26 protein-coding genes are annotated in these 21,245 nt (G+C 71.5%); 21 read left to right on the forward strand and 5 right to left on the reverse strand.

The window, feature by feature from the left end:
• Window positions 1-6: 6 nt before the first annotated feature.
• From FFT10_RS20140 to FFT10_RS20200, 13 genes are all read left to right on the forward strand, one after another.
• Window positions 7-357, forward strand: a complete 351-nt coding sequence (locus tag FFT10_RS20140) for a helix-turn-helix transcriptional regulator (protein ID WP_137734657.1) — start codon at window positions 7-9, stop codon at window positions 355-357.
• Window positions 354-569, forward strand: a complete 216-nt coding sequence (locus FFT10_RS20145) for a hypothetical protein (RefSeq protein ID WP_137734658.1) — start codon at window positions 354-356, stop codon at window positions 567-569. Before FFT10_RS20140 ends, FFT10_RS20145 begins: the two co-directional genes overlap by 4 nt.
• Window positions 566-829 (forward strand): hypothetical protein, encoded by a 264-nt coding sequence (locus tag FFT10_RS20150; protein ID WP_137734659.1) that lies wholly within the window; start codon window positions 566-568, stop codon window positions 827-829. The genes FFT10_RS20145 and FFT10_RS20150 overlap by 4 nt, the downstream gene beginning before the upstream one ends.
• Window positions 830-834: 5 nt before the next feature.
• The gene (locus FFT10_RS20155) at window positions 835-3,048 is read left to right on the forward strand and encodes an AAA family ATPase (RefSeq protein ID WP_162520857.1); all 2,214 of its coding nucleotides are present in this window, start codon (window positions 835-837) and stop codon (window positions 3,046-3,048) included.
• Window positions 3,045-3,278 carry a hypothetical protein gene (locus tag FFT10_RS20160; RefSeq protein ID WP_137734661.1) on the forward strand — a complete coding sequence of 78 codons (234 nt, stop codon included), beginning with the start codon at window positions 3,045-3,047 and terminating at the stop codon, window positions 3,276-3,278. The genes FFT10_RS20155 and FFT10_RS20160 overlap by 4 nt, the downstream gene beginning before the upstream one ends.
• 11 nt (window positions 3,279-3,289) lie before the next feature.
• A complete protein-coding gene (locus tag FFT10_RS20165; protein ID WP_228027204.1) occupies window positions 3,290-3,559 on the forward strand; it encodes a hypothetical protein in 270 nt (89 codons plus the stop codon).
• An 8-nt stretch (window positions 3,560-3,567) separates the two neighbouring features.
• Window positions 3,568-3,813: a hypothetical protein gene (locus tag FFT10_RS20170; protein ID WP_137734662.1), complete on the forward strand. Its 246-nt coding sequence runs from the start codon at window positions 3,568-3,570 to the stop codon at window positions 3,811-3,813.
• Window positions 3,810-4,277 carry a hypothetical protein gene (locus FFT10_RS20175; protein WP_137734663.1) on the forward strand — a complete coding sequence of 156 codons (468 nt, stop codon included), beginning with the start codon at window positions 3,810-3,812 and terminating at the stop codon, window positions 4,275-4,277. The genes FFT10_RS20170 and FFT10_RS20175 overlap by 4 nt, the downstream gene beginning before the upstream one ends.
• Window positions 4,278-4,604: 327 nt before the next feature.
• Entirely contained in the window at window positions 4,605-5,066 is a 462-nt protein-coding gene (locus tag FFT10_RS20180) for a Bbp16 family capsid cement protein (protein ID WP_137734664.1), read from the forward strand.
• Window positions 5,067-5,089: 23 nt separating this feature from the next.
• Entirely contained in the window at window positions 5,090-5,821 is a 732-nt protein-coding gene (locus FFT10_RS20185; protein ID WP_137734665.1) for a hypothetical protein, read from the forward strand.
• A 4-nt stretch (window positions 5,822-5,825) separates the two neighbouring features.
• Window positions 5,826-6,464, forward strand: coding sequence for a hypothetical protein (locus FFT10_RS20190; protein ID WP_137734666.1), 639 nt, complete (start codon window positions 5,826-5,828; stop codon window positions 6,462-6,464).
• A 19-nt stretch (window positions 6,465-6,483) separates the two neighbouring features.
• The gene (locus FFT10_RS20195) at window positions 6,484-6,870 is read left to right on the forward strand and encodes a single-stranded DNA-binding protein (RefSeq protein ID WP_162520858.1); all 387 of its coding nucleotides are present in this window, start codon (window positions 6,484-6,486) and stop codon (window positions 6,868-6,870) included.
• Window positions 6,871-6,959: 89 nt separating this feature from the next.
• Window positions 6,960-7,187: a hypothetical protein gene (locus FFT10_RS20200; protein ID WP_137734668.1), complete on the forward strand. Its 228-nt coding sequence runs from the start codon at window positions 6,960-6,962 to the stop codon at window positions 7,185-7,187.
• Window positions 7,188-7,244: 57 nt separating this feature from the next.
• Here the strand turns inward: FFT10_RS20200 and FFT10_RS27810 are convergent, their stop codons facing one another.
• Entirely contained in the window at window positions 7,245-7,961 is a 717-nt protein-coding gene (locus FFT10_RS27810) for a TIGR02391 family protein (protein ID WP_162520859.1), read from the reverse strand.
• A 102-nt stretch (window positions 7,962-8,063) separates the two neighbouring features.
• Here FFT10_RS27810 and FFT10_RS27815 point away from each other — a divergent pair, with 102 nt between their 5' ends.
• The 6 genes from FFT10_RS27815 to FFT10_RS20230 all read left to right on the forward strand — a co-directional run bounded on the left by FFT10_RS27815 (window position 8,064) and on the right by FFT10_RS20230 (window position 13,593).
• Window positions 8,064-8,333, forward strand: a complete 270-nt coding sequence (locus FFT10_RS27815; protein ID WP_162520860.1) for a hypothetical protein — start codon at window positions 8,064-8,066, stop codon at window positions 8,331-8,333.
• Window positions 8,334-8,662: 329 nt separating this feature from the next.
• Window positions 8,663-9,589, forward strand: a complete 927-nt coding sequence (locus FFT10_RS20210) for a septation protein IspZ (RefSeq protein WP_162520861.1) — start codon at window positions 8,663-8,665, stop codon at window positions 9,587-9,589.
• Between the two features lie 37 nt (window positions 9,590-9,626).
• Window positions 9,627-10,619 carry a hypothetical protein gene (locus FFT10_RS20215; protein ID WP_228027205.1) on the forward strand — a complete coding sequence of 331 codons (993 nt, stop codon included), beginning with the start codon at window positions 9,627-9,629 and terminating at the stop codon, window positions 10,617-10,619.
• Window positions 10,620-10,722: 103 nt separating this feature from the next.
• Window positions 10,723-11,268, forward strand: coding sequence for a Spy/CpxP family protein refolding chaperone (locus FFT10_RS20220; RefSeq protein WP_228027206.1), 546 nt, complete (start codon window positions 10,723-10,725; stop codon window positions 11,266-11,268).
• 101 nt (window positions 11,269-11,369) lie between these two features.
• Complete coding sequence (locus FFT10_RS20225; protein ID WP_137734671.1) at window positions 11,370-12,077, forward strand: response regulator transcription factor; 708 nt, start codon at window positions 11,370-11,372, stop codon at window positions 12,075-12,077.
• A 52-nt stretch (window positions 12,078-12,129) separates the two neighbouring features.
• Window positions 12,130-13,593 carry a sensor histidine kinase gene (locus FFT10_RS20230; protein ID WP_137734672.1) on the forward strand — a complete coding sequence of 488 codons (1,464 nt, stop codon included), beginning with the start codon at window positions 12,130-12,132 and terminating at the stop codon, window positions 13,591-13,593.
• On the opposite strand, the gene FFT10_RS20235 is transcribed toward FFT10_RS20230, so the two are convergent.
• Window positions 13,568-14,977, reverse strand: a complete 1,410-nt coding sequence (locus FFT10_RS20235) for an MATE family efflux transporter (protein WP_137734673.1) — start codon at window positions 14,975-14,977, stop codon at window positions 13,568-13,570. The two genes, FFT10_RS20230 and FFT10_RS20235, sit on opposite strands and share 26 nt — an antisense overlap.
• Entirely contained in the window at window positions 14,974-15,402 is a 429-nt protein-coding gene (locus tag FFT10_RS20240; RefSeq protein ID WP_137734674.1) for a DUF3717 domain-containing protein, read from the reverse strand. The genes FFT10_RS20235 and FFT10_RS20240 overlap by 4 nt, the downstream gene beginning before the upstream one ends.
• Before the next feature lie 65 nt (window positions 15,403-15,467).
• Between FFT10_RS20240 and FFT10_RS20245 the strand changes: the two genes are divergently transcribed.
• The gene (locus FFT10_RS20245) at window positions 15,468-16,622 is read left to right on the forward strand and encodes a hypothetical protein (protein WP_137734675.1); all 1,155 of its coding nucleotides are present in this window, start codon (window positions 15,468-15,470) and stop codon (window positions 16,620-16,622) included.
• Window positions 16,623-16,686: 64 nt separating this feature from the next.
• Window positions 16,687-17,454: a DUF1223 domain-containing protein gene (locus FFT10_RS20250; protein WP_137734676.1), complete on the forward strand. Its 768-nt coding sequence runs from the start codon at window positions 16,687-16,689 to the stop codon at window positions 17,452-17,454.
• Window positions 17,455-17,469: 15 nt separating this feature from the next.
• Here FFT10_RS20250 and FFT10_RS20255 read toward each other — a convergent pair whose 3' ends face one another.
• Window positions 17,470-19,194 (reverse strand): DEAD/DEAH box helicase, encoded by a 1,725-nt coding sequence (locus tag FFT10_RS20255; protein WP_137734677.1) that lies wholly within the window; start codon window positions 19,192-19,194, stop codon window positions 17,470-17,472.
• A gap of 346 nt (window positions 19,195-19,540) precedes the next feature.
• A complete protein-coding gene (locus FFT10_RS20260) occupies window positions 19,541-21,220 on the reverse strand; it encodes a GMC family oxidoreductase (protein ID WP_137734678.1) in 1,680 nt (559 codons plus the stop codon).
• Between the last annotated feature and the right edge of the window lie 25 nt (window positions 21,221-21,245).

The raw sequence follows: 21,245 nt of genomic DNA on the forward strand, positions 1-21,245 counted from the left end.
ACAGTGTTGAATCCAGATGATGGCGGACAGGGCAGCAGCCAAACCACCAGCAACGGCAGGGCTTCCAGCCCAGCGACCCGCCAATCCCCCGTTCGTTCCGCCACCGCGGCGCTACTGACCGATGAGCAGGCCGCCCGGGACGTGCTGGGAATGTCGGCCCGCAAGTTCGCCGACGTGATGAAGGAGCCTTGGATGCCGAGGCCGGTGGTTCTCGGCCCGCGCATGCGTCGGTGGGTTCGCTCCGAACTGGAGGCAGCGATCCTCAACGCGCCGCGCCAGGCGAACCCTGGCAGCGAACCGGCCCAGCTGCGCCGCGCCAAGATTGACCGCATGAAGGCCCGCGGGGTGCCGGCATGAACGCCCGGACCACACCACCGCCCGCCCGGTCGCCCGAAGCGCGCACCGCAGATGCACTCGCGCTTGTCGCGTGGCAGCTGGGCGAAGTCACGGACCTGCTGGAAACCCAGGGCGCCCAGCCCGCCGGGCTGCCTGTGGGCGGCGTGATCGAACTGGAGTACACGGCATGGAATGGCCGGCGCCAGCAGCTGATCGTGAGGCGCACCAAATGAGCCCCGACACGCTGGAAATGCTGCAGATGCTCAGCGTTGCGCTGCCGGTGATCGAGCAGGACGAGCAACGACGGGCGGCACTGGTCAAGCGCCAGGCGACTGCCACCGCTCGTGCTGCCCTGATCGGTGCCATCGTCACGCCGAGCCACAACGACCGCGGGCAACCGACCTGGCTGCTGAGCCGCTGGAGCCTCACCCGGGAGTTCGCCAGCCTGGACGAGCTCGAGGCGCTGCTCACGCGCATGGGGGCGGCTGCATGAGTGGCATGGCCGACCTGGCGCGAGCCCGCGACGCTCTGCAGGCCATCCCCCCCGATCTGCCGCGGGATGAGTGGGTGCGCGCCGGCATGGCTGCCAAGGCCGCGGGCCTGAGCTTCGAGGACTTCGACAGCTGGAGCGCCCAGGCCGACAGCTACAACGCCGCTGCAGCCCGCGACACTTGGCGCAGCATCAAGGACGGCAAGGGCATCGGCCCGGGAACGCTGTTCCACCTGGCAGCCGGCGCCGGCTGGCGGCCGGATGGAGCCCGCCCGGGAGCTGGGCGCAAGGTCCAACAGCAGCGCGAGAGCGCGCCAGTGCCGACCCAGCGCAGCACGGGGGCCGCCGAGGTGTGGGCGCGGTGCCTGCCTGCGACTTCCGATCACCCGTACGTAGTCGCCAAGGACGGCGCGCCGCATGGTCTGCGCGTGGTGCCGGCCGGCGACCCGCTCTGCATTGCTCGCTCATCGGTGGCCGGGTGGCTGGTGGTGCCAGTGCTCCCGCTGAGCGGCGGCGAGCCGGTGAGTCTGCAGTTCATCCCGCCGCCCGGCTCCGGCAAGAAACTGAATCTGCGCGGCGCTCCTATGGCCGGCGTCTTCGTGGTGGGCGACCTGCAGCCCGGCGGGCTGGCCTACGTGGTCGAGGGCATCGGCCAGGCTTGGGCATGTTGGAAGGCAACCGGCGCCGCTGCTGTGGTGGCCTTCGGCTGGGGCAACGTCAAGCGCGTGGCCGCCGAGCTGCGCGAACGCGACCCCGCTGCGCGTGTGGTGCTGGTGCCGGATGCCGGCAAGGAGGCCGACGCGGTCGCAGTGGCCGCAGAGCTGGGCGTCGAGGTGGTGACGATGCCGGCGGGCAGTCCCGACAACTTCGACGCGAACGACTACGCGAGGGCTGAGGGCTTTGACGCGCTGGAGGTGCTGCTGGCCAGCACCCTGCCGGCAGCAGGTCCGGCAACGTTGCCGGACCCCTGGCGCGTGGTGCCGCTGGATGACCTCGACAGCGCCGAGCTGCCGCAGCAGCAATGGGCTTGGCACGGGTACATCCCGGCCGGTGAGGTGACGATGCTCGGTGCCCACGGCGGGACAGGCAAGAGCACCATTGCGCTGATGCTGGCTGCTGCGGTGCCGCGTGGTGCGCCGCTGTTCGGGGTGGCGACAACACCGGCGCCGGTGGTGTTCTTCAGCGCCGAGGATGGCGCGGACACCGTGCGCCGCCGGCTTCGGCATGTGCTGCGCGCCGCGGGTCTGTCAGCGGCCGATCTGGCTGGCATGGTCACCGTGCTGGATGCCACCCACGGCGCGCCTGAGCTTGGTTCGCCCATGACGGATGCAGCTGGCCGGCAGACCTTCGGGCCGACCCCGACCGGCGAACGGCTGCGCGAGTTCCTGGCGGACAAGCCCGGCGCGCTGCTGATCGTCGACAACGCCAGCGACACGATGGGCGGCAATGAGAACGCACGGCCCGAGGTGCGGGCCTTCGTTCGGCTGCTGGCCAGCATGGTGCGCGACACCGGCGGCGCCGTGCTGCTGCTGGCCCACGTCGACAAGGGAACCAGCCGCGGCGAGCGCTCGGGCAGCGAGGGCTACTCGGGCTCGACTGCCTGGCACAACAGCGCACGGTCCCGCCTGTACCTGTCCAGGGACAAGGACGGAACGCTGTTGCTGGAGCACCAGAAGAACAACCTCGGACCGCTGCGCGAGCCGTTGCGGCTGGTGTGGCCCGCCGATGGGCTGCCGACGCTGGATCAACCGCTGAGCGGGACAGTGCAGCGGATCGCCAGCGACAACGACACCCGGGCTCTGCTGCGCCTGGTGCACGAGTTCACCGGGCGCCGCGAGTTCGTCACCACCGCGACCAACAGCCGCACCCATGCCGGCGTCCTGATGCGGGGTGAGGCTTCATTCCCCCGCCGGCTGAACAACGGCCAGGTGTTCGACCTGCTGCGCAACGCTGAGCGGCGCGGCTGGCTGCAGAAAGTCGAGTACCGGGGCAGCGACCGGAAGCCGCGGGAGCGCTGGCAGGTGACGCCGGCCGGTGCACAGGTGGCCGACATCGCAGACTTTGCGGCGACTGCGGCGACTGCGGCGACTTCAGATGATCCCGCAGCCACCGCACCGGGCGCGGCGAGTCCCGCGGAGCCTGCGGCGACTGCGGCGACTTCGCCGCCGGGGGGTATGGGGGGAACAGCGCGCACACAAGTCACCGCGGAGACCACCCCATGAGCGCCGAAGCCGCCTTCACTCGCTCCTGGCGCGTGGGTGCCTACCGGGCCACCCTGAGCTGCCCGAGGCCGCGCCCTGGCGTGACTGCTTCCGCCTGCATCGAATGGGAGCCGAGCATCCCGCAGCGCATGACACCCGCTGAGGTGACCGAGTACCGAGCCGGCCGCGATTCCGCGCTGGCAGACCTTGCCCGAGAGCTGCGCGTGAGCGTGGCAGTGGTTGACCTGTAGGAGCGCGCCAAGTGGCAGCGAACGACATGCGAGACGAAGACGAAACCCGCGCCAATGCTGGCGATCCGGCTGCACCCCCCGCCCGGATGCGGCTGCCGCTGAAGACGATGGACGACGTGAAGGCCGAGCTGGCGCGCCTGTATCGCGACGGCAAGGCCGGGAAGCGCGACATTGCCGACGTGTCGAAGCTGGCCAACGTGCTGAGCATCCTCGGGCGGCTGATCGAGGGCGCCGAGCTGGCAGACCGCATCGCGGCGCTGGAAGAAGGGTCCAAGCGATGACACACCCCATGCGCGCCCGCGTGCGCCGTCTGGAGCAGCGCATTGCAGAGGCCACCCGCCCAGGCATCGCCCAGTTGCTGCGCGAGGCCCGCGAGCGATTGAAGGAGCGCCGCGAGACGACGCCGCCCGAGGTCATCAAGGCCGAGGACAGGGCAAGGTGGGAGCAACTCGCCGCCCGCACGGACGACGACAGCATCGCGGTATGGCTGGCCCGCGCGCGCCTGCGGCTGCTGGCTGAAGAGGGCAAGGATTGACACCCGCCGAGCGCGCCCGCTGGCTGCGCGCCGCTGCACAGTGGCTGCCCACGGTCCCCGCCCTGGCCGGGACTGCTGGCGCGCCGTTCGTGGCCGGCGTGCTTGAGCAGCTGGCCCGCGCCCAGGCCGCGCCGCTGACCTTCCGCCAGCTGGGCCCTGCGCGCTGGCTGATCGGCACGGACAGCCCGGCAGAGTTCGAGGCCGACCTGATGGGCCTGCGGGCGGCATGGACTGCCATCGATGCGGGACGGGGGCAAACAGTGATGGCGAGCGACTTCGCCGCGCCTGGTGCGCGACAGCCCGCGAACGTGGTGCGGGCTGCGATCCGTGAGACGGCAGCGCCATGGGTCGAGCGTGAAACGGGCTCATGGGATCTGGCCGCCGCGCTGCGGAGCATCACCATCGAGCGCGGGGCGCTGCGGTACCGGCCGGTGCATGGGGCTCGGGCGATCATCACCCGCTGAGCCAGCGCGGCCACGTTCGTCGGCGGTCGCCGGCAACGACCACCGACCGGTCAGGCGGTCGAGCGCCACGACCGCCAGAAGCGGCCCCTCTGGTGCAGTCGACAGCAACGACCGCACCAAGCGGCAACATTGCCGCTTGATCGCCGCGCCGGCTGCCAGGCTTGAAGGAGTCGGCAGGGTTCAAAGGCCGCGCCGTTGCTGGCTCTGCGCGTGGTCCTGGCTGCAGTCCCTTGCTGGTCCGCCGCGTGTGTTTCTTGGGTGTGCGGACATTGCCGCCCGAGGCTACGCCACCGACAGTGGCGACACCTCAACACCGGAGCATCCATCGTGATCCTCGACCAGCATTCCGAGCTCGGCACTGCCGTTGCGCTGAACACCGGCGCGGCCGGGACCTACAACCTGGGCGACGTGATTGACACGCAAGGCCAGCAGATCGGCGCCGGCAACTCGACGCGGGCACTGCCGGGCGCCTACCTCGTGGTGCTGGTGTCCACCACCGCAACGTCTGGCGGTGCTGCAACTGCGCAGTTCCGCCTGGTGAGCGACAGCACCAGCACGCCCAGCACCAGCACGCCCACCGTGCACGCCAGCAGCGGCCCGCTTGCGCTGGCCGCGCTGACCGCCGGCCGGCGGGTGTTCTGCATTTCGTGCGAGGACCTGCAGGGCGCCAAGCGCTATCTGGGCCTGCAGCAGATCACGGCTGGCGCTGCCTTCACTGGTGGAGCCGTGTCGATCTTCTTCACCAGCGACCCGAGCGCCTGGCGCGCCACCGCCGACAACGTCCTCTGACTCACCACCGACTGGAGCCACACATGGCAACCGCCCCGAACGTCGCCGCACTGGAAGCGCGGATCCGCACCATCAAGGCCGACCGCGACAGCGCCACCACGCTGCTGCGTGACAAGTCCTTCGACCTGACCATGGCCCCGGGCAGCACCCAGCTACGCGCTGAGGTGGAGACGCTCGAGCGCGAGATCGCCGGGCATGACCGCGAACTCGGCCGCCTGGAAGCTGCCATCCATGAGCTGCGCCGCCGCGGCAGCGCAGCAGAGCGCCGCAAGCGCCTGGCGGAGCTGTCCGAGCATCGTCAGGAGGTGACGGTCACGGGCAAGCGAATGGCCGCGCTGTCCGAGAAGCTGCTGGCCCACGTCGAGGCCATCGGGCCGATGCTGTCCGAGTTCGCAACGCTGAGCGACACCCACCGCGAACTGTGCCGGGCCGTCATGCGTGGCAACTTGCCGTCTGACGATCGGTCGAGGTACGACAACGCAATGAGCTGGCGCGCCGCCCCTGTGTCGGCGTCGATTGCCGCTGCCCTGTGGCGGGCTGGTGTGGGCCGCCTGGGCCTGGACCTTGACCCGTTCGTCAGCGTGGTTCCGCCCCGGGCTGGCGAGAAGGGTGACCGCTACGTCAAGGGCGACCTGCTGCAGATCCTGCGCGAGGACATCGCCAAGTGCGACGAGCTGCTGACCTATGGCCTGGCCGCCGCGATCAAGGCCGCCACCGACGAACTGGCCACCGACGAGCAGCGCGCCGCAGCCTGACGCTATGGCCGCCTTCTACGACAACAGCCCCGGCATGGTGGACGACCTGACGCCGCCACCAGCAGCGCCAGCCGCGCCGGCTGCCCCGCCGGCTGCAGCAACACCGCCGGCCTCCAACACCGCCGACATGAGCGCACCACCAGCGCCGCCGCCGGCCGATGCCGCAGAGGTCAAAGCCCGCGGCAGCCTGGTGGAGACCCTGGCGGCCCAGGCCGATGCAATGCCGCACGGCAGCGAGGTGGTAGTCCACCTGGGCCGCGCAGCTGAGGCCGCCGGCCTGGCTGGCGATGATGCTGCAGCAGTGGCCAGCGAGTGGGCCGGCACCTTCAAGGCCCACGGGATCGCCGCCAACGATGCGGTGCAGCTGGTCGACATCGGCGCCAGCATCCACCGCGACGGACCGCCCGACGAAGCAACGGAAGTCGAATGGCTGCGCGAGGTCGACGAGCGCTTGCGGAGGGAATTCGGCAGCGCTGAGGCCGCCGACCGTGCCGCCGACCTGGCCCGGGCCTGGGTGCAGCGCGATGCGCGCCTTCTGGCCTGGCTGGAGGCCACCCGGCTCGGCAGTCATCCGCGGGTGGTGCTGGCGCTGGCCAAGGCGGCGCACACGGCGCACAAGGCTGGCAAGTGGCAGCCGAAGTGAAGCGGCAGGAGGCCACCCGGTGAGCGTCACTGCCCTCGTCACCGGCAAGCTGATTGCCGATCCAGACCGGCGCAGCGGCACCGGCAGGAAGCCCTACGTCCTGGCGAAGATGATCGCCCACGATGGCGAGGCCGACTCGCTGGTGAGCCTGATCGCCTTCGGCAGCACCGCCGAGCAGATCGGCTCCTTGAGCAAGGGCGACGCGCTGGCCGTCAACGGCAGGGCCAAGGTGAAGACCTGGCAGGACCGCGACGGCGCAACGAAAGCCGGCCTGAGCATCACTGCCGATGCCGTGATGACTGCCTATCAGCTGACCCGGAAGCGGCAGGCCGTAGCGTCGGCCAGCGCGCCCCGCACCGCCCAGACCGACACCGGCTCGCCACCCTGGGGCGACGATCAACCATGAGGGCCACAGCTGGCTGCAGTCCGTGGTGTTGACGGTCGGCCGGACCCTGAGCAAAGTCCGCAGCTGTTGCCAGCTGCAAGGGGGGGTCAATGGTCAAGCCGCGTCGCTTCAGCCTTTGGTGGGTCGGGGCCGCCTGGCTTCTCGTGGGCTTCGCTGGTTCGATCCTTCACCACTGGGCGCTGGCAAGCCGCGAGGTTGCAGAAGGGCTGCTGATCGTCTACGGATCGGCGCTCTACGCGATCTGCAGCTGGTGGGTCATCAAGTGGGTAGATGCGGAAACGGAGAGACGGGCACGGCAAGACGCCAAGCGAGACTGACGAACGGGCGGCCCGCGACTCGGCAAGTCCTAGCCACGCCAGGAGGTGCCGCGGCACTCAAGGATTGGGAGCCGCAGCTCGGCTGTCTACGATCCTCAGCAGGTGAGAGGCCAGAACGATCATTTCCCGCGCCTCTGCTGCCTCCACACCCACGCGACGGTGACTCTGCGGGTTCTTGTAGCTGCCAATTGCGCCAGCCATGAGATGCATCAGGGATTCCTGTTCGCCAGCTTCGCTGTCCGGGTTCGTGAGGGGGCCGGACCCAGTCTTGAACGCGGCGCGCATGAGGGCTACGCCCAGGAGCGAATCGCCTAGCCCGGCCGCGCGACGAACTGCCACCTCTAGAGTCTTGAAGGCTTCAAACACCGCGGTGTCGAAGATCCCCTGTCGGAACAGAGACATGCAGGTGATTCGAAGGTCGGGGTGCACCAGTTCATCTGGGAGCAGCCGGTCCGCAGACCATGCAGCAAAGTCGGGGGCCTGTGCAGCTTCGCGCCCCAAACGAGTAAGCGTGTACCACTGCTCGCCATGATCTGGCGCCCTGCACAGCAGCTTCTCCGTCCAGAGCCAGGTGATCGCCTCGGACACCGCAAAGGCGGACTCCCAACGGTTGTAGATGCTCCGCACCTCCGACAGCAGGTTTTGGGTGCATACGGCATCAGTGACCCGAGGCAACTTGATGGCGATGCTTCGCAGCACGCCCGCTGCAATCTCGACAACTGGCGCCCGCTCGAGATCCTGATACGCGGGGAAGAAGCTCTGTAACCGGTTCATCTGGCCCCCTATGTCGTGAAGATCGGGACCAGTATCCGCGCTGCCGTCCGCCAGGCGCCACTGGGTCGGTTGCTGAGCCAGCCGCGGCCGACCATGGCGGGCATGCTCACCGACTCCGCCCTCGAAGCCCTGCAGCGTGCTTGCTGGCACTGCCACCACTACCGCGGCTTGACGCCCTCCGGGAACTCCGCCCGCTGCATGTTCCGCGGCCGGCTGCACATTCACGCGCCGCTGGGCAGCTGCTGCTACTTCGAGCGTGAGCCGGGCTCCGACGACTGCCTGACGCCGCCGGCCGGGTTCGACATGGGCGGGCTCAGCGATGCCTGGCGTGAGATGGTTCGGGAGGTGTTGACCAGCAATCAGGCTGCATGAGTGCTGCCTGGCTTCCCACCTTTGGGGCCCCACCTGGGCGGGATTGCTGGCACCAGGCCAGGCGCAGACACTGCCCATCGGGCCGGCGCAGTGGTAGCCGAGAGGCGCACCGGACACGAGCAGCGATGCAGGGTGATCGCGCCGGCCCGACCCCGATAGAACCCCCGCACTGCTGGCGGACAAGCTGGCGGACAGAGGGGAAACGGCCCGGAAAGCTAGAATTGGCGCCACTCTTGACAGACTCCTGCTCCGCCAGCTTGCCAGCGCCGCCGCGCCCTGGATGCAGCTGCCGATCCGCCGCAGCACCGTGCTGCCACGGCACGCCGACGATGAAGCTCTGGACCTACCGCCGCAACTTCACCGTGAACGGCCAGCCGTTCCAGGTGAACATCGAGACCGGCCTCACCCACCTGCGCTCAGTCCTGCTGCGCGACGGCCAGGCCCTCGCCCAGGATGGGACCGCGCTGTCCGGCACCCTGGCCGACCACCGCAACCACCGGCTGCAGGCCGTGCTGCCTGATGGCGCGCTGCTGGAGGTGGAAGCCGGCTACGCCGGCTGGTGGACCACGGCCATTGCGGTGCGGGTCGACGGCGTGCTGGTGCATGAAAGCCACCCCGGTCGCACCATCGCCTGGCCGATGCTGGCAGGCAAGGGGCCGGTCACGCCGGAAGCGCTGCAGCAGCTGCGCGAGCAGGAGCAGCGCGACCGCGCACAGTGGCTGCGCAACAAGCCGTCGCTGATCGTCGACATCGCGCTGGGCCTGCTCTTCTTCATCGTCAGCAAGGCCACCGGCAGCCTCACCACGGCGGCGCTGGTGGGCGCGGCCGCCGGGCTGGCCGTCGTGGTGGTGCAGCGCTTCGTCAAGCTGGACCTGCTGGGTGGCCTGGCGCTGTTCGGCGTGTGCACGCTGTTGCTGTCGGCCGGCTTTTCGCTCTACTTCGAGGATGAGCGCATGGTGCAGCTCAAGGGCAGCATCCTCGGCACCCTGGTGGCAGCGGTCATCCTGCTGGACGCGCTGCTCAACCGCGGACGCTACTTCGGCGCGCGCCTCGCGCGCTACATGGTCGGCATGCCTGTCGACCCGCAGCGGCTCGCCCTTGGCCTGGCCGTGATGGGCCTGTGCATGGCGGGCCTCAACCTGCTGGCCACCCAGCTGCTGAGCAAGGACCACTGGCTGGTCTACACCACCTTCGTCGATGCGCCGCTGGCCCTGCTGCTGATGCTCGGCGTGTTCCGGTTCGCCCGCTCCGGCTGAACGGCCGGCTGCCGGACAGCGGGCACAATCCACCGCCATGAGAACAACGGGGGTGGCGGCGTGTGGCGCCGGGCTGGCAGCGCAGGCCATGCGGCGTGCGGCGGCCGTGGTGCTGGGCATCGGCCTGCTGGCGGGCTGCGCGACGCGGTCCGACCAGGTGGCGCCCAGCGCCGCCGACCCGGCCACCTACGCCGGCTGGGATTGCGACCGCCTGCACGACGAGCTCGACACCGTGCAGCAGCGCGCCGCCGATGTGGCCTATGCCGTCGACTCGCGCGTGGGCAACAACATGATCGCGCTGGGCCTGGGTGTCACCGTGTTCTGGCCAGCCTTGCTGGCGATGCGCCCCGACGGCCTCGAGGCCACCCAGCTGGCCGAGCTGAAGGGCCGCTACGAGGCTCTGCGCACGGTGCTGGCCCGCCAGTCCTGCCCGCCAGCGTCCGAGACCATGGCGGCCCAGCGCCAGGCTGCGCTGCCGGTGGCCCTGGGCGACCGCCTGGTCTACGAGGAGCGCAGCGCCACCGGCGCGCCGGTGCACCTGCTGGGCATGCAGGTGACCGCGTTGCGCCGCGACCAGATCGAATTCCGCGTCGACCTCGACAACAAGCCGTTCGACCAGGCCTGGCGCCAGGACCTGGCCGGCAACACCGTGCTGGAGAGCCGCGCGCCGCTGCTGGGCTGGCGCCGCCTGCTCAAGTCCGACCTGAGCCTGGGCCAGGTGCTGTCCGGCGACCTGGCTGCAGCCGACCAGGTGCGGGCCACGGCACGCGTGCGTGGCCAGGTGGTGGCCACCGGGCCGCAGACGATCGCCGGCCGCCGCTTCGACGTGGCGGTGATCGAGCTGTTTGGCGAGGCGCCGGCCACCAGCGCGGGCGTTGCGGGCCTCGATCAGGCCAGCACCCGGCTGGACGGCGTCATGGCGGTGGACCGCACCAACGGCCTGCTGCTGCGGCTGGAGCTGCGTTGTGCCAATCCCGAGTTCAGCGTGCGCCGGCGGCTGGTGCGGGTGGAGGGCGCACCGCGGCCCTGACCCCCGGTTCGTGGGGGTTTACCGATCTTTACCGTGTGAACAAGGCCAGGACACCCCGGTTGCCCAGAATTTGCTGCATCGACAACGCACACGGGACCCACCGATGACACCGACCACCATGCGCCTGCCCGCCCAGCGCAGCACCTTCCTCAAGCTCAGTGCCGCCGGTCTGCTGGTGGCCGTGGCCGGCCTCGGCGCCGGCCAGGTCCACGCCCAGCCGGCCGCGCCGCAACACGCCGCCCACCACCGCATGGCACCGGGCATGGGCATGCCGGGCATGGCCATCCCCGAGCGCCTCCTCGACGAGGTCGGCGCCAGCGCCGAGCAGAAGAGCAAGCTGCGCGAGATCTTCAAGGCCGCCGGCGACGACCTGCGCAGCCAGCGCGAGGCCGGCCGTTCCCTGCACGGTCAGATGCTGGCGCTGATGGCGGCGCCACAGGTCGATGCGGCCGCTGCGGAGTCCCTGCGCCAGCAGCAGCTGGCCCGGCACGATGCCGTCACCAAGCGGTCGCTGCAGGCCATGCTGGATGCGCAGGCTGTGCTGACACCCGAGCAGCGTGCCAAGATCGCCGAGCGCATGGCTGCGCGGCACAACAGGATGGACCACCGCCACCATCCGCACGGCGGCCCGGCTGCGCCCAAGGGCTGACCTCGGCGGTGCCGGCACCACAGGCCTCCAGGATTCGCCCCGGCGCACTGTAGCGCCGGGGCGCTTTTTCATTGCAAGACGACAGGCAGGACGGGAGCACCATGAACGGCAAGCTGCTGCTGATCGATGATGACGTGCGGCTGACGGCGATGGTGGGCGACTACCTGCGTGCCAACGGCTATGAGGTGGACGCCGCCGGCTCGCTGGCCGCCGGCCGCGAACGGCTGCGCGGCGGCCCCTACGATGCGCTGGTGCTCGACCTGATGCTGCCCGACGGTGACGGACTCGACCTCACCCGTGAGTTGCGGGCCGATGCCCGGCTCAAGCGCCTGCCGCTGCTGATGCTGACCGCCCGCGGCGAACCGCTGGACCGGGTGCTGGGCCTGGAGCTGGGTGCCGACGACTACCTGTCCAAGCCCTTCGAGGCGCGCGAGCTGCTGGCCCGGGTCAAGGCCCTGCTGCGCCGCGCCAGCCCCGAGCCGGCGGCCGACGAGGTGTTGCGCTTCGGCCGGCTGGAAATCGACCTGGGCGCGCGCCAGGCCCGCATCGACGGCAAGCCGGCCGACCTGACCGGCCACCAGTTCGACCTGCTGGTGGTGCTGGCGCAGAGCGCCGGCCGGGTGCTCAGCCGCGACCAGATCATGGACGCGCTCAAGGGCCACCCGATGGAAGCCTTCGACCGCAGCATCGATGTGCATGTCTCGCGCATCCGCGCCTGCATCGAGGACGACCCGAAGATGCCCAAGCGGGTGCTCACCGTGCGCGGCTCGGGCTATGTGTTCGCCCGCAAGCAGGACGCCGATGAATGAGCCGCACTGGCGGCGGTGACGGCTGCAGCAGCAGCGGCGGTGGGGAGCGGGCATGAAGTCGCTCTACCTGCGCATCTGGCTGACGGTGGTGGCGGCGCTGGCGCTGTTCGCGCTGGTGTCGGGCTGGCTGTGGCAGCAGCATGTCGAGCAGGAGCGCGCCCGCCTGGAGGCCGCCGCCGGCGAGCGCCTGGCGGCCTGGGCCGACCTGGTGCAGCGTGCGCTGCCGTCGGCCGATGCGCCGCTGGCCGAGCAGGCGGAAGCGCTGCGCGACTGGTCGGCGCGGCTGCAGGTGCCGCTGGCGCTGGATGACCGCCGCGGCGTGCGCATCGCCGCCTCGGAAAGCTACATGCGGCGCGAGGGCGGCCGTGGCATTGCCGCCACCGCCGTGCGCCTGGACGACGGCCGCACGCTGTGGCTGGCGCGGCGCAGCAGCCTGCGGCGTCCGCCGGGGCCCGAAGGCGCGGCCACCGAGGAGATCCTGGCCTGGCGCAACGGCAATGGCGGCGGTGGCGTGATGATGCTGCGCGCCCAGCGCGGACCGCTGCTGGGCGAGCAGCAGCCTGGGCCGGCGCTGGGCGAGCGGCCGCCGCCCGTGGGTCCGCTGCCGCCCCTGCTGCCCATGCCCTTCGGCCTGCCTGGCGCGGTGGGGCCGCTGGTGCTGGTGGCGCTGTTGTTCGTGGCCGTGGCCGCCGGCGCCTACCCGGTGGTGCGGCGGCTCACCCGCCGGCTGGAGGCGCTCAAGCTCGGCGTGCAGGCCTTCGGTGCCGGGGACCTGGCCCAGCGGGTGGACGACAACGGCAAGGACGAGGTGGCCGCCGTGGCCACCACCTTCAACCTGGCGGCCGAGCGCATCGAGGCCCTGGTGCGCAGCCACCAGACGCTGCTGGCCAATGCCAGCCACGAGCTGCGCTCGCCGCTGGCCCGGCTGAAGATGGCGGTGGCCATGTACGCCGAGCTGCCCGAGAGCCAGCGAGCCGGCCTGAAGCGCGAGATCGACACCAACGTGGCCGAGCTCGATGCGCTGGTCGAGGAGGTGCTGCTGGCCAGCCGGCTGGACGCCGGGGCCGCGCTGGACCTCAGCGATCCGGTCGACCTGCTCGGCATCGCCGCCGAGGAGGCCGCGCGGGTGGATGCCGAAGTCGAGGCCCAGGGCGAGCCGCAGCACCTGGTGCGCCCGGGCAATGAGCGCCTGCTGCGCCGCGCGCTGCGCAACCTGCTGGAGAACGCCCGTCGCTACGGCGGTGGCGGCGAGATCCAGGCCCAGGTGGTGGCGGCGGCCGATGGCGCGGTGCAGCTGCGGGTGAGCGACCGTGGCCCTGGCGTGCCGGCCGACCTGCGCGAGCGCATCTTCGAGCCCTATTTCCGCCTGCCCGGCCATGCCGAGCGCGAGGGCGGCGTGGGCCTGGGGCTGAGCCTGGTGCGCCAGATCGCCGAGGCCCACGGCGGCACGGTGCGCTGCGAGCCGCGTGAAGGCGGCGGCAGCTGCTTCGTCATCCGCCTGCCGCGGCCGGCCTGACCGCGGCGCCGCCGCGCTGGTGCAGCACCCAGGCCAGCAGCGCCACCAGGCCCACGGCCGACAGCGCCAGCCCGGCGGTGGACGCGATCCAGAAGCCGCGCGCACCCTGCCAGTCGGCCGGCACGCCGCCGCCCAGGTTGAAGGCCAGCAGGTGGCCGCCCCCCAGGCCCACGCCCCACAGCGCCAGCACGTAGATCAGGGTGGGCAGGGTGGCGATGCGCCAGGCGCGCAGCACGAAGGCCGCCACCGCCTGGGCCGCGTCCACCGTGTGGAACAGCGCCACCCAGGCCAGCAGCGGCAGGGCGGCGGCCACCACCGCCGGGTTGCTGGTGTAGAGCTGCAGCACCTGCTCCCGGCCGACGAACACCGCCGCGCCCACCAGCGCCGCCAGGCCCACGCCCAGCTGCAGACCGTGCCAGCACAGGCAGCGGGCATCGGCCAGGTCGCCGGCGCCGATGCGCTGCGCCACCAGGGTGCTGCTGGCATTGCCCAGCGCCAGCGGCAGCATGAACAGCAGCGACACCAGGTTGGCGGCGATCTGGTGGCCGGCCACCGGCGTGGCGCCCAGGCGCGAGATGAAGATCGCCATGAAGGCGAAGCCGGTCACCTCCACGCCGATGCCCAGGCCCATCGGGATGCCCAGGCGCAGCAGCGCCCGGATCGACGGACCATGCGGCCGCCGCACATCCGGCGCCAGCAGGTCGAAGCGCTGGTAGAACGGATCGCGCCGCAGCAGCACCACGGCCACGGCGGTCTGCGCCCACATCGCCACTGCCGTGGCGATGCCGCAGCCCACCACGCCCAGCGCCGGGATGCCCAGCGCCGGCACGCCGGAGACCAGGGCCAGCGACAGCGGCACCTTCAGCGCCAGCCCGCCCAGCTGCAGCGCCATCACCGCCTTGGGGCGGGACACCGCATTGTTGAAGCCGCGGTAGACGGTGAACAGCAGCGAGGCCGGCAGCGCCACCGCCAGTGCCAGCAGGTAGCCGCGCACCTTGTCGGCCACCTCGGGCCCGGCCTTGCTCAGCGCCAGGAACGGCGCCGGAAAGGCCAGCACCGCGCAGCCCAGCACCGCGCAGCCCAGCGCCAGCCACAGCGCCTGCCAAACCTGGCGGCCGGCCTCGTGCAGGCGCTGCGCGCCGTAGAGCTGGCCCACCGTGGGGCTGATGGCCAGCACCACACCCATCAGGCCGATGAACACGGTGATGTAGCTGGCACTGCCCACCGCCAGCGCCGCCAGGTCGGTGGGCGAATGGCGGGCCACCAGCACGGTGTCGATGGTGGCGAACGCCAGCACCGCCAGCTGGCCGATGAACAGCGGCCAGGCCAGCGGCAGGATGCGCTGCACGCTGGCGCGCAGCCCGGTCGGCGCGGCCGGGGTCATGCGCCGCCGGGCGCCGTGCCCCCTGGCTGGGCCCGTTCGGCATAGCGGTTGAAGCGCCAGGCCGTGCCTTCCATGGTGATGCGGCGCCACACCGCGCGCTTCTCGCCGGGGCTCAGCACCGGCCAGTCCTGCACCTCGTCCTCGGTGCGGCCGCAGCCCTTGCAGAGCGCATCGCCCTGGGCGGTGGAGCAGATGGCGATGCAGGGCGCGTCGGGCGTGTGGGCGTACCAGGCCAGCCAGGCGTCGCGGGCGCGGGCCGGCATGCTGTCCTCATCGGCCAGGCTCTCGCGGTAGTACACCAGCAGGGCATACACCTCGGCCAGCGCCCGCACCTCGGCGCAGGCGGTGATGCCGTCGGGTGACGGAGAACGGGCGCGCCACCAGTTGATGGCGGCCTCGATGTCGGTGATGTGGATGCCGGCCATGGGGGCGCGAAGCATAGCGCGCGGGGCGTGCCGTGGGCGGGCACGGGGCATGCATACTTTCGTCCATGCGTGTTGCACCGTTCCCGATCCCGTTGCCAGCCTGGCGCCGCCTGGCGGTGTGGGGTCTTGCGCTGCTGGCCGTGCTGCCGGCCCGGGCGGGCGAGTTCAGCGACGAGTTCGACCGCCAGCGCTTCCGCACGGCGTTCCAGCACGAGATCGCCTTCCGCGAGGCGGCGCTGCATGTGGCCTGGGCGGCCGAGCCGCTGTGCGACGACACCAGCGAGATCGAACCCTTCGTGCTGTGGTCGCTGCGCGGCGTGCGCAAGAGCCTGTCGGCCGACCAGCAGAAGCTGTTCACCCAGGCCACCGGCATGGACGAGCACTGGCGCATCGCCTGGCTGGACGAGGCCGCGCCCGAGGCGCTGCGTCTGGGCCAGCGGGTGGTGGCGGTCAACAACCGGCCGCTGCCTGCGCCGGGCAGCAAGGTGGAGCTCACCGCGGTGCTGCGCGGCGGCTCGGCCTTCAGCGTCGACGACCAGGCCTTCTGGCAGGTGATGCACCAGGCGCGGCAGGAAGCCATCGCCGATTCGGCCATGACCCTCACGCTCGACGGTGGCCAGCAGATCAAGGTGTCCACCCAGACCGGCTGCGCCGGCACGGTGACGGCCACCGCCTTCGACGACGAGCCGCAGAACTTCCTGCGGCAGGAAGGCCTGCGCAGCAAGATCCCCGGCAATGCGATGCTGGCCGCGCACAGCCGTGACGAGCGGCGCTGGCTGGCGGCCTTCGGCACCTACCTGCTGGCCAGCGAGCGCAGCATCCTGCGCCAGCGCTCGTCCGACAGCGTGGGCAATGCCTTCCTGGTGGGCAAGGTGCTGGCGCTGGCGGTGCCGGGCGTGGGCACGGTGCTGTCGGCGATGGAGAGCAAGACCCAGCGCGGCCTGCAGGTCGACGGCCTGATCGGCGGCGCCGACCTGTTCGCCAACGAGGTGCTGCTGGCCATGGGCGGCGACCCGGCGGTGGGCCTGAAGCTGTCGGACCGGCTGGCCCGTGACAAGGTGCCCGCCGACATCCTGCCGATGTCGGCCTTCCGCCGGTCGAACGTCGAGATCCAGCTGCAGCAGCTGCAGGCGATCGAGACGGCACGCCGGCAGGCCGAGCTGGCGGCCGAGGCCGGTGCCGACACGCCGGGCGCTGCCAAGCCGGCCGCACGACAGTAAGGTCGCGCCCGCAGCGGCGACCAAGGGCCTTGTGCCACCCAGGCCGCCTGCGCGCGGTGCCGCCATGCCCGCTTCACCCGTCCTTGCCTTCGCGGCGCTGCTGTTCGGCGGCTGGACCGCCGCTGCCGCCCAGCCCGGCGGCTGTGCCGCGCAGTCGGCCCGGCAGCAGACCCCTCTGGTCGAGCTCTACACCTCCGAGGGCTGCAGCAGTTGCCCGCCGGCCGACCGCTGGCTGTCGTCGCTGTCCAGTGCCCCGGCCGCCGGCCAGGGCCAGCCCGCGGTGCTGGCGGCGGCCTTCCACGTCAGCTACTGGGACCGCCTGGGCTGGCCCGACCGCTTTGCCAGCGCCGACTTCACCGCCCGCCAGGCGGCGCTGATGCGCCCCTCGGGCGCGCGCTACGTGTACACGCCGCAGGTGGTGTGGAACGGGCGCGACTGGCGCGGCTGGCCGGTGTTGCCGGTGGCTGCCGAGGCGCCGGCGCGGGCCAGCATCGCGCTGCAGCGCCGCGGCGGCCAGGTGCACGTCAGCGTGGCGCCGGGGCCGGGCGCACCGGCGCAGCTGGGCCTGTGGTGGGCGCTGTTGGAAGACGGCCACGGCTCGGCCGTGACGGCCGGCGAGAACCGCGGCGAACAGCTGCGCCACGACCATGTGGTGCGCCGCTACGGCCAGCTGCCGGCGTGGGCGGCGCAGGCCGCCGCGGCACTGCCACCGCTGACGGTGCCCGCCAAAGGCGAAGGCGGGCGCACGGCCCGCCTTCTGGTGGTGGTGACCGATGCGGCCACCGGGGCGCCGTTGCAGGCGGCCCAGCTGGTCTGTCCCGGCGCGGCCTGAGCCGCGCGCGGACGATCAGTCCGGCTTGCGGCGCGGCGCTCCGAAGGGCTTGCCGGCCGGCCGGTCGCCCGCCGGGCGGTCGCCGCCGAAGCCGGCGCGGGCCGGGCGGTCGCCACCGCCGAAGCCTTCACCACGCGGGGCGTGGCTGCGGCTGTCGTTGCGGAAGCCACCTTCACGGAAACCACCGTCGCGGAAGCCGCCCTGCGGCGCGCCACCGTCACGGAAGCCACCGGCCTGCGGCCGGTCGCCACCGCGGAAGCCGCCTTCACGGAAGTTGCCTTGCGGCGCACCTTCGCCGCGGAAGCCGCCACCCTGCGGACGGGCGTCGTCGCGGAAGCCGCCCGGGCGGCGGTCGCCCTGGAAGCCGCCGCCGAAGCCACCACCACCATGGGGCCGCGGGCCGCCGAAGCCACCCGGCCGGCGCTGGCCGAAACCAGGCTTGCCGCCGCCGAAACCGGGGCCGTTCATCGACGGTGCGGTGAACTTCGGCTCCAGGCCGGCCACCACCGCCACCGCGATGGGCTGGGTGGTGAAGCGCTCGATGCGGCGGATCATGCCGACGTCCCGGCGCTCGGCCAGGGTGATGGCCAGGCCGCTGCGGCCGGCCCGGCCGGTGCGGCCGATGCGGTGCACATAGTCCTCGGCCTTCATCGGCAGGCCGTGGTTGATCACATGGCTGATGGTCGGCACGTCGATGCCGCGGGCGGCGACATCGGTGGCCACCAGGATGCGCAGGTGGCGGCTGCGCAGGTCCTGCAGCACGCGGTTGCGGCGGCCCTGCGGCATGCCACCGTGCAGCGCGGCCACGGCATGGCCGATCTGCTGCAGCTTGTAGGCCACTTCATCGGCATCGCGCTGGGTGCTGGTGAAGACCACGCACTGGTCCATGTCCTTGTCGGTCAGCAGTTGTTCCAGCAGGGCGTGCTTGTGGTGGATGCTGTCGGCCCAGTGCAGGCGCTGCTCGATCGACGCATGGGTGTCGGTGTGCTTGTCCACGCTGATGCGCTGGGCTTCGCGCGTCAGCTGGTTGGCCAGGTGGCCGACGCTGCCGTCGAAGGTGGCCGAGAACATCATGGTCTGGCGCTCGGCCGGCAGGGATTCGGCGATCAGCTTGATATCGTCGATGAAGCCCATGTCGAGCATGCGGTCGGCTTCGTCGAGCACCAGCAGTTCGACGTTGGCCAGGATGGCGGCGCCGCTGTTCATCAGGTCCATCAGGCGGCCGGGGGTGGCGATCAGCAGGTCCAGCGGGCCGCGCAGGGCCTTGAGCTGGGCCTGGTAGGGCACGCCGCCGACCACATGCGCCACGCGCAGGCCGGAGACGCCATGGCCGTAGACGCTGCAGGCGCGCGACACCTGTTGCGCCAGCTCCCGCGTCGGGGCCAGCACCAGCACGCGCGGGCCATAGGTGCGGCCCTTGTCGCGGCGCTTGGCCGGGTCCTGCCGGGCGGCGAGGATGCGCTCCAGCGCCGGCCAGACGAAGGCGGCGGTCTTGCCGCTGCCGGTCTGCGACGACACCAGCAGGTCGCGGCCGCTCATGGCCGCCGGCACGGCGCGGGCCTGCACATCGGTGGGCGCGGTGTAGCCGGCGTGGGTGATGGCCTTCACCAGCTCGGTCGACAGGCCCAGGGCGGCGAATTCGGCGCCGGGGGCGGCGGTGGCCTCGGTGGTCTCGTCCGACGCGGGCAGGTCGGTGGGGGCCAGTTCGGTGGCCAGTTCGGGAATCAGGTCGAAACTCATGTTCAGGCTTTCAGCAAGGCAAGGCCGGCCCCGGTGGTTTGTGGCCACGGCAAGACCAGCCACGGCGCCGCTGACTTCAGCGGGCAGCCGCAGTGGGGTCGCACTTCGGTGGAAGGGTGGGGCGGAACGAGGCGACTGGCTGTGCCTGCGGTGCGGCGGCCCATGCGGGTGCATGACGGCTGCTGCGGAGCCCTAAACGTCCTGAAGCGACGGCATCGCCGCCAACCAGGACGGCAAGACACGGTGTGGATGCCCTGAAGGGGTCAGGGCCCGGCTCGCCAAGGGTCAGAGGGGATGAACGAATTCGCTGGCAGCAAACACGCCACCAGCGAAGCCTACGATTATGTCAGAGAACCTGAGCAGCTGCTGCGGTTTCGGTCTGTGCGCCGGCCAACGCGGGGCTGGCCGTGGTGCCCGTCACGCCCGTGGCTGCGCGCTGGCGGGCGGCGCGCACCAGGTCGGCCGCCTTCTCGGCAATCATGATGGTCGGCGCATTGGTGTTGCCGCCGACGATGCGCGGCATGATCGAAGCGTCGACCACCCGCAGCCCCTGCAGGCCATGCACCCGCAGCTCGGCGTCCACCACGTCCAGCGGGCCGGGCCCCATGCGGCAGCTGCCCACCGGGTGGTAGATGGTGTCGGCATGCTGGCGGATGAAGTCGGCGATCTGCGCTTCGGTCTGCGCGCCGGCCGAGGCGGCCAGTTCACGGCCGCCCAGCGCCGTCAACGCTGGCTGCGCCAGGATCTGCCGCATGCGCTGGAAGCCGCGCACCAGGCGCGCCAGGTCGTCGGGGTCGGCCAGGAAGGCCGGGTCGATGCGCGGCGGCACCAGCGGGTCGGCGCTGGCCAGCGTCAGGCTGCCACGGCTCTTGGGGTGCAGCAGGCAGACGTGGCAGGAGTAGCCATGGCCGAACACCGTCTTGCGGCCATGGTCGACCAGCTTGCCGATGACGAAGTGCAGCTGGATGTCGGGCGCCGGCTCGCCGGCCTGGCTGCGGAAGAAGCCGCCGGCCTCGGCGAAGTTGGTGGTCAACCGGCCGGTGCGCTGGTTGCGCCACTCGCCGATGTCGCCCAGCGTGCGCCAGGCCGCCGGCAGCGACAGGCCGAAGGACTCGGTCGAGCCCGGTGTGTCCATCACCTGCACCACGTCCACGTGGTCGTGCAGGTGCTGGCCGACGCCGGGCAGGTCATGCAGCACCGCGATGCCATGCTGCTGAAGGTGCGCGCCGGGTCCGACGCCGCTGGTCATCAGCAACTGCGGTGATTGCAGCGCGCCGGCGCTCAGCAGCACCTCGCCGCGCACCTGCAGGTTGTGGCGGCTGCCGGCGCGCAGGTATTCGACGCCGCTGGCACGGCGGCCGTCGAACAGGATGCGGGTGGCCTGGGCGCCGGTGATCACCTCCAGGTTGGGCCGGCCCAGCGCCGGCGTGAGGTAGGCCTTGGCAGCGCTGCAGCGCTCGCCGTTGCGGTGGGTGGCCTGGTACCACCCCACGCCGTCCTGGCTGGGGCCGTTGAAGTCCGCGTTCAGCGGCAGGCCGGCCTGCACGCCGGCGTCGATGAAGCGCTGGGCCAGCGGGTTGGGGCAACGCAGGTCCTGCACGCTCAGCGGGCCGTCGTCGCCATGCAGGGCATCGGCGCCACGCAGATTGCCCTCGGCCTTGCGGAACCAGGGCAGCACCTCGTCGAACGACCAGCCGGGGTTGCCGGCGGCGGCCCAGCCGTCGTAGTCCTGCTGCTGGCCGCGGATGTAGATCATCGCGTTGATCGAGCTCGATCCGCCCAGCACCTTGCCGCGCGGCTGGTAGCCGCGGCGGCCGTTCAGTCCCGGCTGCGGAACGGTCTGGAATGACCAGTTGATGCCCTTGGTCTTGGCCATCAGGGCCAGGCCGGCGGGGCAGTGGATCAGCACGCTGCTGTCGGCGCCGCCGGCTTCCAGCAGGGCCACGCGCACCTGCGGATCCTCGCTGAGGCGCGCCGCCAGCACACAGCCGGCCGAGCCGCCGCCGATCACCACGTAGTCGTACATGCCTGAGTCTCCTGATGTCATGGCC

The sequence above is a fragment of the Pseudaquabacterium pictum genome (assembly GCF_005403045.1).
In the GTDB taxonomy this organism is placed as follows: Bacteria; Pseudomonadota; Gammaproteobacteria; order Burkholderiales; family Burkholderiaceae_C; genus Pseudaquabacterium; species Pseudaquabacterium pictum.

What these genes read in the sequence shown, in the direction of transcription:
- FFT10_RS20145 (WP_137734658.1), top strand. Translation starts at nt 354, where the DNA reads ATGAACGCCCGGACCACACCACCGCCCGCCCGGTCGCCCGAAGCGCGC.
- FFT10_RS20150 (WP_137734659.1), top strand. Translation starts at nt 566, where the DNA reads ATGAGCCCCGACACGCTGGAAATGCTGCAGATGCTCAGCGTTGCGCTG.
- FFT10_RS20155 (WP_162520857.1), top strand. Translation starts at nt 835, where the DNA reads ATGGCCGACCTGGCGCGAGCCCGCGACGCTCTGCAGGCCATCCCCCCC.
- FFT10_RS20160 (WP_137734661.1), top strand. Translation starts at nt 3,045, where the DNA reads ATGAGCGCCGAAGCCGCCTTCACTCGCTCCTGGCGCGTGGGTGCCTAC.
- FFT10_RS20170 (WP_137734662.1), top strand. Translation starts at nt 3,568, where the DNA reads ATGCGCGCCCGCGTGCGCCGTCTGGAGCAGCGCATTGCAGAGGCCACC.
- FFT10_RS20185 (WP_137734665.1), top strand. Translation starts at nt 5,090, where the DNA reads ATGGCAACCGCCCCGAACGTCGCCGCACTGGAAGCGCGGATCCGCACC.
- FFT10_RS20190 (WP_137734666.1), top strand. Translation starts at nt 5,826, where the DNA reads ATGGCCGCCTTCTACGACAACAGCCCCGGCATGGTGGACGACCTGACG.
- FFT10_RS20200 (WP_137734668.1), top strand. Translation starts at nt 6,960, where the DNA reads ATGGTCAAGCCGCGTCGCTTCAGCCTTTGGTGGGTCGGGGCCGCCTGG.
- FFT10_RS27810 (WP_162520859.1), bottom strand. Translation starts at nt 7,961, where the DNA reads ATGAACCGGTTACAGAGCTTCTTCCCCGCGTATCAGGATCTCGAGCGG.
- FFT10_RS27815 (WP_162520860.1), top strand. Translation starts at nt 8,064, where the DNA reads ATGCTCACCGACTCCGCCCTCGAAGCCCTGCAGCGTGCTTGCTGGCAC.
- FFT10_RS20210 (WP_162520861.1), top strand. Translation starts at nt 8,663, where the DNA reads ATGAAGCTCTGGACCTACCGCCGCAACTTCACCGTGAACGGCCAGCCG.
- FFT10_RS20215 (WP_228027205.1), top strand. Translation starts at nt 9,627, where the DNA reads ATGAGAACAACGGGGGTGGCGGCGTGTGGCGCCGGGCTGGCAGCGCAG.
- FFT10_RS20220 (WP_228027206.1), top strand. Translation starts at nt 10,723, where the DNA reads ATGACACCGACCACCATGCGCCTGCCCGCCCAGCGCAGCACCTTCCTC.
- FFT10_RS20225 (WP_137734671.1), top strand. Translation starts at nt 11,370, where the DNA reads ATGAACGGCAAGCTGCTGCTGATCGATGATGACGTGCGGCTGACGGCG.
- FFT10_RS20230 (WP_137734672.1), top strand. Translation starts at nt 12,130, where the DNA reads ATGAAGTCGCTCTACCTGCGCATCTGGCTGACGGTGGTGGCGGCGCTG.
- FFT10_RS20235 (WP_137734673.1), bottom strand. Translation starts at nt 14,977, where the DNA reads ATGACCCCGGCCGCGCCGACCGGGCTGCGCGCCAGCGTGCAGCGCATC.
- FFT10_RS20240 (WP_137734674.1), bottom strand. Translation starts at nt 15,402, where the DNA reads ATGGCCGGCATCCACATCACCGACATCGAGGCCGCCATCAACTGGTGG.
- FFT10_RS20245 (WP_137734675.1), top strand. Translation starts at nt 15,468, where the DNA reads ATGCGTGTTGCACCGTTCCCGATCCCGTTGCCAGCCTGGCGCCGCCTG.
- FFT10_RS20250 (WP_137734676.1), top strand. Translation starts at nt 16,687, where the DNA reads ATGCCCGCTTCACCCGTCCTTGCCTTCGCGGCGCTGCTGTTCGGCGGC.
- FFT10_RS20255 (WP_137734677.1), bottom strand. Translation starts at nt 19,194, where the DNA reads ATGAGTTTCGACCTGATTCCCGAACTGGCCACCGAACTGGCCCCCACC.
- FFT10_RS20260 (WP_137734678.1), bottom strand. Translation starts at nt 21,220, where the DNA reads ATGTACGACTACGTGGTGATCGGCGGCGGCTCGGCCGGCTGTGTGCTG.